This is a genomic window from Amycolatopsis sp. DSM 110486 (assembly GCF_019468465.1).
GTDB lineage: Bacteria > Actinomycetota > Actinomycetes > Mycobacteriales > Pseudonocardiaceae > Amycolatopsis.
In genome coordinates this window covers 6853258-6868333 of the sequence record NZ_CP080519.1, presented here as the reverse complement: position 1 = coordinate 6868333, position 15076 = coordinate 6853258, and the positions used below count along the sequence as shown (strand labels likewise).

15 protein-coding genes are annotated in these 15076 nt (G+C 70.8%); 8 read left to right on the top strand and 7 right to left on the bottom strand.

What is annotated here, in order from left to right; all coding sequences use genetic code 11:
* Positions 1-141 precede the first annotated feature (141 nt).
* Positions 142-1209 (top strand): LacI family DNA-binding transcriptional regulator, encoded by a 1068-nt coding sequence (locus tag K1T34_RS33685; RefSeq protein ID WP_255637744.1) that lies wholly within the window; start codon positions 142-144, stop codon positions 1207-1209.
* Between the two features lie 167 nt (positions 1210-1376).
* On the opposite strand, the gene K1T34_RS33680 is transcribed toward K1T34_RS33685, so the two are convergent.
* A complete protein-coding gene (locus tag K1T34_RS33680) occupies positions 1377-1955 on the bottom strand; it encodes a TetR/AcrR family transcriptional regulator (protein WP_255637743.1) in 579 nt (192 codons plus the stop codon).
* A gap of 167 nt (positions 1956-2122) precedes the next feature.
* Between K1T34_RS33680 and K1T34_RS33675 the strand changes: the two genes are divergently transcribed.
* Positions 2123-2500 carry a cupin domain-containing protein gene (locus K1T34_RS33675; RefSeq protein WP_255637742.1) on the top strand — a complete coding sequence of 126 codons (378 nt, stop codon included), beginning with the start codon at positions 2123-2125 and terminating at the stop codon, positions 2498-2500.
* A 114-nt stretch (positions 2501-2614) separates the two neighbouring features.
* Here K1T34_RS33675 and K1T34_RS33670 read toward each other — a convergent pair whose 3' ends face one another.
* The 4 genes from K1T34_RS33670 to K1T34_RS33655 all read right to left on the bottom strand — a co-directional run bounded on the left by K1T34_RS33670 (position 2615) and on the right by K1T34_RS33655 (position 6794).
* Positions 2615-2974, bottom strand: a complete 360-nt coding sequence (locus K1T34_RS33670; protein WP_220238779.1) for a DoxX family protein — start codon at positions 2972-2974, stop codon at positions 2615-2617.
* 16 nt (positions 2975-2990) lie between these two features.
* Positions 2991-3653, bottom strand: coding sequence for an NAD(P)-dependent oxidoreductase (locus K1T34_RS33665; RefSeq protein WP_220238778.1), 663 nt, complete (start codon positions 3651-3653; stop codon positions 2991-2993).
* Between the two features lie 538 nt (positions 3654-4191).
* A complete protein-coding gene (locus tag K1T34_RS33660; protein WP_220238777.1) occupies positions 4192-6318 on the bottom strand; it encodes a bifunctional polysaccharide deacetylase/glycosyltransferase family 2 protein in 2127 nt (708 codons plus the stop codon).
* Positions 6318-6794 carry a hypothetical protein gene (locus K1T34_RS33655; protein WP_220238776.1) on the bottom strand — a complete coding sequence of 159 codons (477 nt, stop codon included), beginning with the start codon at positions 6792-6794 and terminating at the stop codon, positions 6318-6320. The genes K1T34_RS33660 and K1T34_RS33655 overlap by 1 nt, the downstream gene beginning before the upstream one ends.
* 723 nt (positions 6795-7517) lie before the next feature.
* On the opposite strand from K1T34_RS33655, the gene K1T34_RS33650 reads away from it, so the two are divergent.
* Positions 7518-8132: a TetR/AcrR family transcriptional regulator gene (locus K1T34_RS33650; RefSeq protein ID WP_220238775.1), complete on the top strand. Its 615-nt coding sequence runs from the start codon at positions 7518-7520 to the stop codon at positions 8130-8132.
* A 13-nt stretch (positions 8133-8145) separates the two neighbouring features.
* Here the strand turns inward: K1T34_RS33650 and K1T34_RS33645 are convergent, their stop codons facing one another.
* Positions 8146-9108, bottom strand: a complete 963-nt coding sequence (locus K1T34_RS33645) for a YafY family protein (protein WP_220238774.1) — start codon at positions 9106-9108, stop codon at positions 8146-8148.
* A 90-nt stretch (positions 9109-9198) separates the two neighbouring features.
* Here K1T34_RS33645 and K1T34_RS33640 point away from each other — a divergent pair, with 90 nt between their 5' ends.
* Positions 9199-9660 (top strand): nucleoside deaminase, encoded by a 462-nt coding sequence (locus K1T34_RS33640; protein ID WP_220238773.1) that lies wholly within the window; start codon positions 9199-9201, stop codon positions 9658-9660.
* Between the two features lies 1 nt (position 9661).
* Here K1T34_RS33640 and K1T34_RS33635 read toward each other — a convergent pair whose 3' ends face one another.
* Positions 9662-10849 carry a diguanylate cyclase gene (locus K1T34_RS33635; RefSeq protein WP_255637741.1) on the bottom strand — a complete coding sequence of 396 codons (1188 nt, stop codon included), beginning with the start codon at positions 10847-10849 and terminating at the stop codon, positions 9662-9664.
* A 255-nt stretch (positions 10850-11104) separates the two neighbouring features.
* Here K1T34_RS33635 and K1T34_RS33630 point away from each other — a divergent pair, with 255 nt between their 5' ends.
* The 4 genes from K1T34_RS33630 (at position 11105) to K1T34_RS33615 (ending at position 14897) form a co-directional block, all read left to right on the top strand.
* Positions 11105-11332 (top strand): hypothetical protein, encoded by a 228-nt coding sequence (locus tag K1T34_RS33630; protein WP_220238771.1) that lies wholly within the window; start codon positions 11105-11107, stop codon positions 11330-11332.
* Positions 11333-11336: 4 nt separating this feature from the next.
* Complete coding sequence (locus tag K1T34_RS33625; protein WP_220238770.1) at positions 11337-12674, top strand: histidine-type phosphatase; 1338 nt, start codon at positions 11337-11339, stop codon at positions 12672-12674.
* A gap of 285 nt (positions 12675-12959) precedes the next feature.
* Entirely contained in the window at positions 12960-13919 is a 960-nt protein-coding gene (locus K1T34_RS33620) for a chitinase (protein ID WP_220238769.1), read from the top strand.
* Positions 13920-14012: 93 nt separating this feature from the next.
* Positions 14013-14897, top strand: a complete 885-nt coding sequence (locus K1T34_RS33615) for a MarR family transcriptional regulator (protein ID WP_220238768.1) — start codon at positions 14013-14015, stop codon at positions 14895-14897.
* Positions 14898-15076 lie beyond the last annotated feature (179 nt).

Below are 15076 nucleotides of genomic sequence, written 5' to 3'. Positions count from 1 at the left end.
CCTCCGTCGTTACCTGGTCGTTTCCGAACCCAATCGTTTGGGTTACGGTGCCCGTGGCGTACCCAAACGATTGGGTACGATGGCTGCGGACTGTACGGTGTGCGTCGAATCGGGGTCAATACCCCGCGGAGAGGTGGGGGCTTGCCCAGGGCGAAGGCTGCGCGGGAAGGCGATGGCACGGCCGCCGGAGACGGGGCGGCCGTCGAGCACGTGCCGACCTTGAAGGATCTGGCCCAGCAGCTGGGCATCCACCCGTCGACCGTGTCCCGTGTGCTGCACTCCGATCCGGAATCGGCACGCGGCGCGGCGTCGGACGCCACCGCGCGCCGGATCCGGGAGCTCGCCGCCGAGCTCGGCTACTCCCCCGACCCGCAGGCGTCCGGCCTGCGCACGCGCCGCACGCGGCTGCTCGGCGTGGTCGTGCCACGGCTGTCCGACCTCGTGCTGGCCGTGATGTACGAGGGAGTCGAAGCCGAAGCGGCGACCATCGGTTACTCCTCGTTCGTCACCAACTCCCGCGACGACGTGGACGAGCAGCGCCGCAAGGTCGAGCTGATGCTCGCCCGCCGCGTCGACGGGCTGATCATCGGCGACCGGCACCTGGACGTCGACATGGTGCTGTCCGACCTGCGCCGCCGGGCCGTGCCGTTCGTGCTCATGAACCGCCACCACCCCGAGATCCCGTCCGCCACCTGCGACGACACCCGCGGCGGCGAACTGGTCGCCGAACACCTGTGGGACAAGGGACACCGCGACGTCTGCGTGATCGCCGGCGAGGCCTACGCGACCACCGGCGTGGACCGCACCGCCGGCTTCGTCCACCGCTGGCGTGAACTCGGCGGCGACATCGCCGCCGACGACATCGTGCTGTCCCGCTTCGACACCCAGGGCGGCCGGGAAGCCGCCGAGCAGATCCTCGCCTCGGGCCGCCGCCCGTCGGCGTTGTTCGCGGTCAACGACTTCGCCGCGATCGGCGCGATGGGCGCGCTGCGCTCCCACGGCCTCACCGTGGGCCGCGACTGCGCGGTCGTCGGGTTCAACGACACCTCGCTGGCCGCCGAGCTGCCGATCCCGCTGTCCTCTGTGCGCTCCCCGATGTTCGAGATCGGCCAGGCCGCCGTGCGTCTCCTGCACGCCGTCATGCACGGCGAACCCGCCGAGTCCGCCCGCCTCACCCCGACCCTCCAAGTCCGCGAAAGCAGCAGCTGACCACCGCGACAGGCCGCAGCCTTGGCAAGAACCGAAATCGGGCGTGGGCGTCGGCGATCCGCCCGCTGAGGTAGGTCGCGTTGGCCAAGATGAGCTGCACGGTGCCGGGATCGTGCTCGGTCGTGTGCGACGCCGCCGATGAACTGGCCGCCGGCTGAGGCGTTTGCTCAGCGCGCGCCGGTCGGTGGGCGCAGCCCGTCGAGCACGATCTCGAGCAAGCGCCGCCAGTCGCCGGCTTCGCTGCGGATGGTCGCCGAGACCGACCCGACGATCATGTACACGTCCGCGACCGTGCAGTCGTCGCGGAGCGTGCCGGCCCCCCGGTCGCGCTCGATGAGCTCACCGACGACGGTTTCGAGTTGGGCGCGGGTCTCGCCTCGCGGTTCACTGCTCGCCGACTGCCGCGCGCCCTCGATCGACTCGGAGAGTCCGCGGTCGGCGGCCAGCACCTCGCCGACGTGGTGGAGGTAGCCGGCCAGCGCGTGTCCTGGTTCGGCGCGCAGGCATCGGGTGCGGGCGAACTCCTCGATCTCGGCGAAGCGCAGTTCGGCCGCGGCCTCGACGAGGTCACGCTGGGTGGGGAAATGGCGATACACCGTGCCGGTGCCGACTCCGGCAGCGCGAGCTACTTCGGGTAGTTGCACCTCGCTGCCGTGCTCGGCAAGCAGGGTGCGGGCGACCGCAAGAATCCGGGCGCGGTTACGCGCGGCGTCGGCTCGCGGCTTGCGCGGTGGCGAACTTGACAACTGCGTTCTCTCCACGGATACACTCAGTAATACGGAGTCGGAGTCCGGTTCCGATTCTTGGCAGATGGAGGGTATCACCCATGCCCGACGATCGTTTTTTTCTGCTCGAACCCGGCGAGGTACGCCCAGGGCGCGTACCACTGCCTCCGGCCTTCGCGGTGAAGGCCATGACCAGCGATACCGAAGGCCGGTTCTCGCTGCTGGAGGTGGTTCTCGCCCGCGACATCCCGCGGCACACGCACCACGTCGCGGACGAGTGCATCTACGTACTGGACGGTGAGCTCGGCGTCGACTTCGACGACCGTGTGTTCACCGCGACGAAAGGCATGTTCGTCCTGCTGCCGCACGGGGTCCCGCACGCACTGCGCCGCGTGTCGTCGCCACCGCCGCGATTGCTGCAGATCTCGTCACCGGGCGGCTGGGAGTGCTACCTGGAGGACCTGTTCGAAGCCGGCCCGGCGGTGCTGACCGACGGGGCGCTGGACCCGCGGAAGATCAACCCCATCGCCGCCGAGTACGACATCCGCTACGAGGAGCCCGCGTAGGCGATGGGCCGCTCCGGCCGCGTGCAGCGACGTGTCTGCCGCGGCCGGGCAGGCCCGGCTCGTCGCGAGGCCGGCCGGTGCCTGACGTCGGACCGGCCGCACGGCCAGCGCGGGTCAAGCGGCCTGCAGGCCCAGCAGCAGGGCGGCGACGTTGAGCAGCAGGAAGGCGACGGCAAGCCCGAACTGCGCGGTGTAGTCACGTGCGCGGGTGTGGGTGTAGAGGGCGCAAACGAAGAACAGCACGAGGCCGATCGCGGCCGCCCGGCCCACTTGCGGGACGCCCAGGACCCCTGCCGGCAACCCGACCGCGCCGGCGGTCTTGAGCGTGCCGATCGGGAACGTCAGCCAGGACTCCGGCACCCCGGCGCGGGTCATGCCCGGCAGGATGGGTCCGAAGTGGAGCAACGCGGCGATGCCGGAGAAACCGTTGCACAGCACGGCGATCAGAGTCACGACGAGGAAAGTGGTGGACATCGGGGACGCTCCAGGGTCAGTACGCGACGGCGATCGAGTGCCCCACGGTCTCGGGCATCCCGAGGCACGCGAGCACGAAGTGGGCGGCATCGGCCCGTGCGATGCGGTAGCCGCGCGGGACGCTCTGCTCGCAGGACGTCCGGTAGTGCCCGGTGGGCGGCCGATTGGTGAGCACCGGCAGCTGCACCGACGTCCAGTCGGGCCCGCTGGCGCGCAGGTCGTCCTCCATCCGCGCCACGTCGGCGTAGTGCCGGCCCAGGCGCAGCCGCGCGAGGGGGCTCAGCACGGTCCGCACAAAGACCCCCACGCCGGGGTCGCCCGGCGGGTGCGGCCGTGCGGGTGTCGGCAGCGCGAGCACCCCCGCGACGCTGACGACGACGAGCCGGCGCACGCGCGCCGCCCGCATTGCCGTGACGATGGCGCGCGTGCCGCGCGAGACGATGCCGTACTCGGCCGCCTTGCGCGGCCCCAGCCCGGAAAGCACGGCGTCCGCGCCCGCCACGGCCGCCTCGAGGACTGCCGGGTCGGGGTCGTTCAGGTCCGCGACGACGGTGCGCACAGATGCGCGGAGCGCGCCGGGGTCGCGGACGACGGCGGTGACGTCGTGACCGGCGGCCACGGCTCGGTCGAGCACGTGGCCGCCGGTACCCCCGGTCGCGGCGAAGAGCGTGAGTCTCATGACGGGCATCCCCGAGCCTGAGTTCATGCCATACGATTATCATATCATATGAGTTACGTACTATCCGGTCATCCGCGCCAGGCCCATCGCCGGCGGCGTTCGACGTTGGTCGTCAAGGAGTCGTTGCGCGAGCTGCGCACCCAGCTGTCGCTGTTCCACCACCAGGTCGGCGGACGGCGCACGGCGGCTGGATCGTGCGCGGGCGCAACGGGAGCTGTTCCGGCTCCACGCCGGGAGGAACACGGCGATGGCCGAGATCCTCGCGGACTACAGCGAGGCCGAACCCGAGCTGCTCGCCGGGTTCCTGCGGCACACCAGAGCCGCCACGCGACCGACGACCTGTCCCGCAACTGAGCCGGCCTCGAGACGCGGTTGCTCGATCACCAGGCCGCACCCGGGACCGGAGTTCACTGATGGCCGGCGGCGGGGGCTCCTTCGACGTGCGCACTGAGACGATCACGGCGCAGGGGTGGGGCCTCCTGCTGACGAGCCGTGAGCGAAGCTCACGGATCCCGGACCCACCGCGATGCGGTGCCCGCTACGAGCCGCCGGGCAGGTTCGCAGCGTCGGCGTCGAGGCCGGTGCGCTGAAGCTTCTGCCACGGCAGCTGCGCCCCGGCGAGCGCGGTCACCACGGACTGCACGACGACGAGGTACATCAGCTGCCGGTACACGAACTGCTGAAGGGGAAGCAGCAACAGCGAACGCAGGCGCTCACCGTCGAGCCGGAACGCGATCCCCGCGGGTATCGCTTGCAGCGCCAGGAAAACCAGCCAGTACGCGCCGACGGCGAGCCCGTCGCTGGTGAGGATCGCGAAGAGCGCGGCGGCGTCCACGAGAGGCGCCAGCACCGGGAGCAGCACCTGGAACAGCAGCAGGTACGGCAGGCCACGCCGGCCCAGGCGGCCGGCAGCACCGCGTTCGAGCACGGCACGGCGGTGCTTCCACACCGCCTGCAGCGTCCCGTAGCACCACCGGTACCGCTGCTTCCACAGCTGCCCGAGCGTCGTCGGCGCCTCGGTCCAGGCCCGCGCCTCCTGCTCGTAGACGACCCGCCAGCCGGCGCGTTCCATGGCCATGGTCAGATCCGTGTCCTCGGCCAGCGTGTCGACGGGAATGCCGCCGAGCCGCAGCACCGCGGACCGGCGGAAGGCCCCGATCGCGCCCGGCACGGTCGGCATGCACTGCAGCACGTCGTAGAGCCGGCGGTCGAGGTTGAACCCGATGACGTACTCGATGTGCTGCCACTGCCCGAGCAGGCCGCGGCGGTTGCCGACCTTCGCGTTGCCGGACACCGCCCCGATTCCGGGGTCGGCGAAGTGCTGGACCAAGGTGCGCACGGTGCCGGGTTCCAGCACCGTGTCTCCGTCGACGAGCACCACGAGGTCCGTGCTCGCCGCGGCGATGCCGGCGTTGAGCGCCGCGGCCTTCCCCGCGTTCGCCTGGCGGATCAGCCGGACGCGCCGGCCGACGTACTTCTCGACGAGTTCGGCGGTGCCGTCGGTCGACCCGTCGTCGACGACGATCAGCGCGACGCGGTGGTCGGAGGCGAGGACCGAGCGGATCGTGGCCTCGATCCCGGCCCGCTCGTTGTAGGCGGGGACGATGACGGTCACCGGTGCGGTGACGGCGCCGAGCCTCCTCGACCGGCGCCGCCGGACGTGCATCGCGGTGGTGATCAGCGTGACCAAGGTGCGCAGCCCGGCGAGCACACCGGCGACGATCAGCAGCACGGTCAGCGCACTCGCGACCACGCCGCTGGCCTGCACCGCGCCGATCAGCAGCCAGCCGGCCGCTCGCTGGCCGAAACCGGCGGGAGCCCCGGCCGAGCCGAGACCGACCGCGGCGCTCACCGGACCCAGCCGCCACCCCTTGGCCTGCAGCTCCGGGATCAGCCGGTCGAGCGCGGCGACGGTCTGCGAACGATCACCGCCCGCGTCGTGCATGAGCAGGACGGTTCCCCGATCGTCCTTCGGGGTCGAGTTCGCGACGATCGAAGCGATCCCGGGCCGCTGCCAGTCTTCGGAGTCCGTGTCGGAGAGCACAGCGATCTTGCCGTCGGCGCCGATCCGCTGGATCGACGCCCAGGCCGGGTTGTCGATCGAAGCGGGCGTGGCGGAGTACGGCGGACGGACCAACGCCGGGGACTTCCCGGCCGCACCGGCCACGGCGAGATCGGTGAAGCGCAGCTCGAGCTGCGTCCGCAGGTCGCTGGCCGAACGGAGATCGACGTGGGTGGCCGTGTGGTTGCCGATGTCGTGACCGTGAGCCGCGATGTCGCGCACCAGCCCCGGGTACTCGGCCGCGTGCCCGCCGGTGACGAAGAACGTGGCCTTGACGTGATAGCGGTCGAGAACGGCGAGGACCGCCGGAGTCCAGGTCGGGTCGGGTCCGTCGTCGAAGGTCAGGGCCAGCGTCTTGTCCGGCGGGCGCCGCACGTCCGGCGAGCCGTTGCGGTCATCGATCAGGGAGCCGCCGGTGCGCACCTCGTCGGGCACGCCTGACGAGGTCATCTGGGGCGCGGTCTCGTCGCTGTGGAACTCCCCCAGAACCACGGCGTGCAGCGCGAGCAGGCCGACGACGGCGGCCAGCACCACGATCAGCAGGAACCAGTGCGCGCGTGGGGCCGGAGCGCCTCTCCGCGGCCGGTGGCGGCCGGTGGCCATCAGGGCCGCGGCTTCTTGCTGTGGTCAGCCTGACCCGGTGGTGTGTCCGGGGCGTGGGTATTGCGGTGGTCGGGGCCTGAAACCGTCTCGGCGGGCGGCTGCCCGGTGGTGGCCGAGGGCACCCCGCCGGTGTCGACCGGACCGGCGCCGCCACGGCCAGGGGTGGAGTCGGCCCTGGATTCCGGTGCCGGCGAGGCGTCGGTCGTGGTGCTCTGCTCCGGCGGATCCGCGGGCGTGGTCGCGACGTCGGTGTGCCCGGGGCCGAGCTGCGTGATCGGGACGAGCAGCGGCGCCGGAACCGGGGCACCCAGCAACGCGGCGACCAGAACCGCGACGTACCCGATCGTCAGAACCCCTCCGCCGACGGCCACTCGGCGGAAGATCTTCCGCCGCCGCCCCGTCGCGTCCACGAACACCGGCGAATCCGCTGCCGTGTCTGCGGCGTCATCGTTCAATAGATCAACCGGTTCGGGCATGCTTCACTCCATCGGCGGGGACGCCCACCTAAACACACCACGATCCGTGATCGAACCACGATCCGCGTTGCGGCAGGCAATCTCACACACCGATCAAGCCGAAACCTTGGTAGGGCGTCACTCCGGCGACGAACCGGGCGCCGGGCTTACGGCCTGCCGCACGGACAGGGACGTGAGGCGGCGAGCCCGCCCCTGGCGAGCTACCGCGGTGCTACGCCTCGACCAGGCCAAGGATTATCGAACCAAACGAAAATCCGGCCGCAAACGTCAAGAAGCCTCGCCGTCATCAGAGCCTTCGCCGCGAATTGTCGTATCAACAGCTCCGATATCAACCAGGTCGCGTCCACGACCGGAGACGACCCCACCTCGATACGCTCTTGATCCGCCTCGACACCGAGACGGCCTGCCGCCGCGGCGGGGCCCTCGCCCTGTGTCCTGCGTCCTGTCGATCTTAACCACACGAACTCCACGGTTCGGCTGCACGAGAAGGGTCACGCCTTGCCCACCGGCCCGGAGCCCGTACCTCCGGACGACAGGACGCGGCTGACCAGCACGAAAACCAGCTGCCTTCCGCGGGTCTGGACCTTGATGTCCGCCAGGGTTTCAGGTACGGCATCCCAGAATCGGGGAATAGTCACCGGATCCCTGCACAAAGCAACCGCTTAGACTGGGTGGACGGTTCACGCCCGCCGGGCGCGGCAGCAGATCTGGGAGGATCGCCGGATGACGACTTCGCTCTCGGCCGAGCTGTGGCCCGACGTGCAGCCCGAGACCGCGCGCCGGCTGATGCTGGCCGGGGTGGAGTCCTTCGCGAAGCGCGGGTACCACGCCACGACCACGCGGGACATCGCCAGCGCTGCGGGAATGAGCCCCGCCGCGTTGTACGTGCACTTCCCGTCGAAGGCGGCGCTGCTGTTCGAGATCAGCCGCAGCGGCCACGAGCAGACGCTGGCCCTGGTGGAGAACGCCCTGGAGAAGGCCGAGGACCCGGTCGAGCGCATCCGGCTCGTGGTCGAGGACTTCGTGGCCTGGCACGCGCGGCGCCACACCGTGGCGCGGGTGGTGCAGTACGAGCTCAACGCACTGCCGGAGAAGGAGTTCGAGGTCGTCACGGAGCTGCGGCGGCGCATCGAGCGCATCGTGCGCGACGTGATCGCCGCGGGCGCCGAGTCCGGTGCGTTCTCCGTGACCGATTCGCACACGGCGGCGCGCGCGGTGCTGTCGCTGGGTGTCGACGTGGCCCGCTGGTACAGCGAGCGCACGCGCCAGACGCCGGCCGCGCTTGGCAAGGAGTACAGCGAGCTGGTGCTGCGGATGCTCGGCACGCGAACAGCCTGACCCCTCGACCGGCTCAGCTGCGCGCCGCCGCCGAGGCGAAGCGTTCCGCGATGCGCGCCAGCCGGTCGAGCAGGCCGGGCGGCGCGTCTTCCACGACGAAGTCGTAGTCCCACTGCGCGAGGTAGAACGGCGCCGCGGCGAGGTCGGTCGCGCCGGTGCGCAGCCGGCACGTGTGCTCGTCCACGGGCTCGACGGTGCCGGCGGTCGGCGGCACGCGGGCCGCGAGCACCTCCGCAGGCACCGACACGAGCAGGGACATCTGGTGTGCGTACGGCGCCGAAGAGATCGCCTGCGACACGTACGCGGCGAGGTCTTCCGCGGGCGGTTCGCGCGGCGTGAAGCGGAACCCGGGCGCCGGCACACCTTCGATGCGGTCGACGCGGAACGTACGCCAGCCGTCGCGGCCCAGGTCGTAGGCGACGAGGTACCAGCGACGACCCGTGTGGACCAGGCGCAGGGGCTCGACGTCGCGTTCGGTGACCTGGCCGGTGTGGTTGGCGTAGGTGAAGCGCACCCGCTCGTGGTCGCGGCAGGCCGACGCGATCACGGTGAGCACCTCGGCGTCGATGACCGGTCCCCCGCCACCGAGCTGCAGCATCGCCGAGCCCATGGCGCTCACGCGGTGGCGCAGCCGCGCGGGCAGCACCTGCTCGAGCTTGGCCAGCGCCCGCACCGACGTCTCCTCGATGCCCGACACCGTGCCGTTCGCCGCCGTCCGCAGCCCGACCGCGACGGCCACGGCCTCGTCGTCGTCCAGCAGCAACGGTGGCAGCGCGGCGCCGGCCCCCAGCCGGTAGCCACCCGCGACCCCCGGCGTCGCGTGCACCGGGTAACCGAGGCCACGCAGGCGCTCGACGTCGCGGCGGACCGTGCGCACGTCGACGCCGAGCCGGTCGGCCAGGTCCGGCCCCGGCCAGTCGCGGCGGGCCTGCAGCAGGGACAACAGGCGCAGCAGCCGCTCCGAGGTTCCGTACATGCGGGCCACTCTGCCAGACATCGCGGACAGGATCTGTCCTCGATGTCCGTGGACTTGCCTTCCGCGAGCGGGGCCGGTGAAGTGTGGGCCATGCAGATCGATCCGCACGCGTTGCTCGCCGTCGCCCGTGAGGAGGCCGAGCTCGGGAAGGCCGAGGGCGGCGTGCCGATCGGCGCGGCCCTCTTCGACCACTCCGGCAAGCTCCTCGGCCGCGGCCACAACCGCCGGGTGCAGGACGGCGACCCGTCGCTGCACGCGGAGACCACGGCGTTCCGCAACGCCGGGCGCCGCCCCCACTACCGCGACACGATCATGGTCACCACGCTCTCGCCGTGCTGGTACTGCAGCGGCCTCGTGCGCCAGTTCGGCATCCCGCGGGTGATCATCGGCGAAGCCAAGACCTTCTCCGGCGGCCACGACTGGCTCGCCGAGCACGGCGTGCGCATCGACGTCCTCGACGACCCCGCGTGCACGGCGCTGATGGAGGAGTTCATCGAGACTCGGCCGCAGCTGTGGTTCGAGGACATCGGCGTCCCGTCCACTTCGGACTGACCTACTGCGCTTCCGAAGCACCGGCACACACGGTCCGGTTGCGACCGCCGGCTTTCGCGCGCCGCACGGCTTTCACAGCGGCCGCGAAGACCGCGTCCGCCGTGTCGGCGTCAGTGGAACGGGAGGCGACGCCGACGGACACGGTCGCCCACGCGAACTGCGGGCTGCCGTAGGGCGCCTTCAACGCGACGGCTGTCGAGGCGACTCGCAAGCGGATGCGTTCGGCGATGGCGAGCGCGTCGAACGGCTTGGTGCCGGGGAGGAACACGGCGAACTCGCCACCACCGGAGCGCCCCACGAGGTCGGCGGAGCGGACTTCGTCGCGCAACGCGTCGGCGATGGCCCGCAGCACGGCATCGCCGACGCGGCGGCCGTGGCGGGCGTTGACGTCGCCGAACCGGTCGAGGTCGAGCACCAGCACGGAGTACGCCGGGGCCGGCTGCACACGGACGGCGTCCCACCAGGCGGAAGCTGTGAGGGCGCCGGTGCCCGCGTCCGCCGTCGGCTCGGCGCGCGAGGTGGCGCCGACGCCGCCGCGGTGCAGCACCACGAGCGCCGCGGCGAGCAGTGGCACGACGAGCGGCGAATCCACCACGGCCCAGGCGAGTGCGATACCCAATCCGACCATCGCGACGTCGAACAGCAGCCCCGCCACACCCTGCCGGTAGCCCCGCACAACCCCGGTCAGCGCCGCGTCGACGAGCGTGAACACGACGGCCGCGACCACTAGCAGTCCCATCAAGCGGACATCGCCCAGCGAGCTCGGCGGGACGGGCACCGTCACGGCGAGGAACCGGCCGACGAGCAGCACGGCCAGCGCCGTCGCGGCCACCTCGAACACCTGCCGGTACGGCGCGCGCCGCCGCACGCGCAGCCACCGGTGCGCGCCCGAGACCACCGCGAGCACCACGGCGGGCACCGGCGGCAGCACCACCGCGCCGGCGAACACCCACGGCGTGCCGAAACCCGGGCCCAGCAACGTTTCCCCGCGTCCGCGTTCGGCCGAGCGGCTCAGTTCCGCGCTCACCAACAGCCCCGCGACCAGCACGGCGAACCGCGCGGAACCCGTGAGCGGCAAGGGAACCAGCACCGCCACGGCGATGGTCGCGGCCAGCGCCACCACATCCACGCACACCACGAACGCCGCCAGCGCGCGGGTGCGCACGCGCCACAGCTCCCAGTTCGCCACAGCGACAGGAAACCGGCGCCGGCGACCCCCTCCGGCCGTCGCCGGATCCCCCACCATTTCGGCAAAATAGCCGGTTCACCGCGGTTGCGGCACCTCCTTAAGTGGGCAGGTGCTTCAGAGCCGCGATGCCGCGCGGATGGGTCCCGGACGCGGTGAGAGTGATCACCGGGCCGCGGTGGTCAGCCGGCGGGGTGCTCGGAAAACCGTCCGATCGAAGCCGATCACGGTTTCGGACCGACGAGAAGAAGAGCTTCCATGAACACCATTCGCCGCATCGTGGCCGCCGGCGCGATCGCCTCGGCCGACACATTCACCGATACGAACGTCGCCGCCGGGACCGACGGCAACGGCGCGCCCCACCACCGCGTTTCCCGCTCACCGGAACCCCGGGAATTCACCGGCGCGATACCCGCTGTCCCGAACCGCGTCACGACCGGCGTGTCTACTGAGCCGTCCTTTCACCCAGACCAGACAGCGGGGTAGCTCGATGAGACGTGTTGTGGCCGGAATCGGCGGGGCCGCATTGGCCCTGTCGGGGCTGTTCGCCCTGCCGGCGCAGGCGCACGAGGGGAACGCGAACCAGGACGCGTTCACCACCAAGACCGCCTACGAGCCGCAGGGCAACCTGTACTCCTACGAGCGGCTGCCTTCGTCGTTCCGCCCGGTGTTCACCGAGAACGTCTCGCGCCACGGCGCGCGTACGCTGTCCGACAGCGACGACGGCGACGCCTTGCTGGCGCTGTGGAACACCGCGAAGTCCGAGGGCGCGCTGACCGGCGTCGGCAAGCAGCTCGGCCCGGACGTGCAGGCGCTGCTCGCCGCCAACGCCCGTGACGGCTACGGCCTGCTCACCCAGGTTGGCCGCGACGAGATGCGCACCACAGCGCAGCGCATGGTGCGACGGCTGCCGTCGCTCTTCGCCGACGCGGCAAAGGGAACGACGCCGAAGATCGACGTCGTCGCGTCGAGCCAGCAGCGCACGGTGGACAGTGCCAACGAGTTCGTCGCCGGCCTGAAGGCGGCGAAGCCCGGCTTGGCGACCACAGCCACCCGCACCGACGACGCCCTGTTGTACTTCCACAAGTCGAACGTCGAGTACAACGACTACGTCGACAACGACCCGCGCGTCGCCGCCGCCGAGAAGGCCGCGACGGACCAGCCGCACACGCACGCCGTGGCGCGTTCGGTGCTGCAGCGCAGCTTCTCGAAGAAGTTCGTGGACGAGATCGCGGCCGGGAAGCACGCCGAGTTCAAGGACGAGGTCGCCGCGGCCGACGCCTTGTACTCGATGGACCAGGTCACCGTGGACCTCGCGGGCGAGGGCCACTGGCACTTCGACCGCTACATCACGCTCGACGAGGCCTCGTGGTTCGGCTACCTCGACGACGTGACTTCGTTCTACGAGAACGGTCCCGCGTTCTCCGGCAGCGACATCACGTACAAGATGGCCGGCGGCCTGCTCGGCGACATGTTCGCCCAGCTCGACGCCAAGCGCGCCGGCACCACCACGCGCGATGCCGAACTGCGCTTCACCCACGCCGAGGAGATCTTCCCCCTGGCGTCGCTGCTCGGCCTGCCCGGCGCCACGAAGCAGCAGCCCGAGAGCAAGCTGTTCACCTACGCGAACAACCCGTTCCGCGGCGCGCAGGTGGCGCCGATGGCGGCGAACATCCAGTGGGACCTCTACACCGACGGTCACAGCTACCTCGTGCGCATGCTCTACAACGAGAAGCAGACCGCGTTCAAGGCGAGCTGCGCGCCGGTGCACCGCGGCAGCCACTTCTACCGGCTCGACGAGCTCGAGCGTTGCTACGCCCAGTCCTGACCCGTCTCTTCAGCACCACCGAGCGAGCCCGTGGCGACCGATCGCCGCGGGCTCGCCGATTCGTTGGAGCCGACCCCAGCGCGAGATCGCCCCGGCGGAGCCGGGGCCAAAGACAGTGGGTTTTTTTCTTTCCGAGCCGGAACCTTGACACTTGTCAATGGTCTAGTCCATTGTGGCGGGGCACACATCCCTGCCGAGTGCTCCTCTGAGTTGATACCGCCGCATCAAGCATCGGAGGTGCTCCACACAAGCGCGCTCACGCGTGCGTCCCACGTTGGAGGACCAATGAAACCCCTGCGCCGTCTGGCCACCGTCGCGCTCGCCGCGGGCGCCGCGCTGGCCACCACCCTCGGCCTCGCCCCGTCGGCGCTGGCCGCGCCGGACCCCGTGCTCGCTTCGCCGTACCTGTACCAATGGGGCGGGCAGACCGACCCCGCTGCGGCCATGTCGGCCACCGGCGTGAAGGCGTTCACGCTGGCCTTCATGCTGTCCGACGGCGGCTGCAACCCGAAGTGGGACGGCAACCGCGACCTGAACGGTTCGGATGCCGCCCTGATCCAGAAGATCCGCTCGGCCGGCGGCGACGTGATCCCGTCGTTCGGCGGCTGGTCGGGCACCAAGCTCGGCTCGCAGTGCGGGTCGCCGGAAGACCTGGCCGGCGCGTACCAGAAGGTGATCGACGCCTATCAGCTCAAGGCGATCGACCTCGACATCGAGAACACCGACGAGTTCGAGAACGCGACGGTGCAGGACCGGATCCTGAACGCAGTGAAGATCACCAAGCAGAAGAACCCGGGCGTGCGCGTCGTCATCACGATGGGCACGAGCCCGCAGGGCCCGACCGAGTGGGGCAGCCGCCTCATCACGCAGGCCAAGGCGATCGGCGCGAACGTCGACGTCTGGTCGGTCATGCCCTTCGACTTCTCCGACGGCGGCGACATGGCCGCGATGACGAAGTCGGCCGTCGACGGCTTGAAGGACCAGCTGAAGTCCGCTTTCGGCTGGAGCGACGACGAGGCCTACCGGCACAGCGGCCTGTCGTCGATGAACGGCAAGACCGACAACGCCGGCGAGAACGTGTCCGTCGCGAACTTCACCTCGATCCGCGACTACGCCTCGAGCCACCACCTCGGCCGCTTCACGTTCTGGGCCACCAACCGCGATTGCAGCGGCGGCGGCGAGTGCAGCGGCATCGACCAGGAGAAGTACGCGTTCACGAAGATCGTGGCCGGGTACCAGGGCTGAGCTGCCTGAAGACGGGGATCCCTTGGTTTCGGGATCCCCGTTTCTTCCGGTCGATAGTAGCCATGGACATAGTATCCATGTACATTATCTTTCATGCGCCTCGAGAACCCGACCACCGGTCACCTCGTGTGGCGGCTGTCCATGAAGTGGCGGGCGGCCGTCGACCGGACCGTGAAGCCGCTCGGCCTGACCCACGCCCAGTACTCGCTGCTGGCGACGCTCACCGGCCTCGTGGTGCGCGGGGTCCGGCCGAGCCAGCGCGAACTGGCCGACCACACGGGACTCGAGGCGCTGCACGTGTCGAAGCTGGCGCGGGCGCTCGAACAGGCCGGCCTCGTCACCCGTCCCCCGGACCCGGACGACCCGCGCGCGGTGCGGCTCGACCTCACCGCCCGGGGCCACGAGGTGATCACCGAGGCGATCGCCCTCGTGCGCGACCTGCACGAGGAGCTCACGGCGGACCTCGGCGGCTCCCGCAGCGCGCGGACCCGCCGGTTCCGACACACCCTGCAGACGCTGCTGGGTGAGGACCCCACCGGAAGCGAGAAGACCATGACCACAGCCCGTGCCGTCGGCGGCCGCGACCTGAACCTGGCCGCCGCGGCGTCTCGTTCCCTGCTCACCGCGCTACTGGACCGCGAAGGTCTGGACTTCACCGAATACGTGGTCCTGCGGACGGTGGCCAATGGCGCCCAGCCCGCCGACACCTTGGTGGAGACCATCGCGGCGACGGCCGTCGCGCCCGCCGAGGTGGTGCGCTCGGTGGTGGACCGGCTCGTGTCGGCGGGTCGGCTGACCAGTGGGGACGTCGTCGACGTCACCCCGGCAACGCGGGACCTGGTCGAACGCCTGACGGCGGACTCGACCGCGGCCGGCGATCGACTGTTCGCGGGCATCGCCCCTGAGGACCTGGAGGCGGCGAAACGCGTCCTCGACACCGTGACGGCGCGAGCGGGCGAGATCCGCTCGCAGCTCTGACGGCGGAGTCCTACCGCGGGCGAGGTGGTCCGACCTCATCGGCCGAGGGCAGGGGCCTGGACCACCAGCGCGCGGTGTGAAGCCGATTCGCGAGGCAAGCCCGCACGTAGCCGAGGCGGCGTGGTTCGACCTCGCTACCCGAGGGCCCGACCGGACCAGCGATATGCGCCCCGGAACCG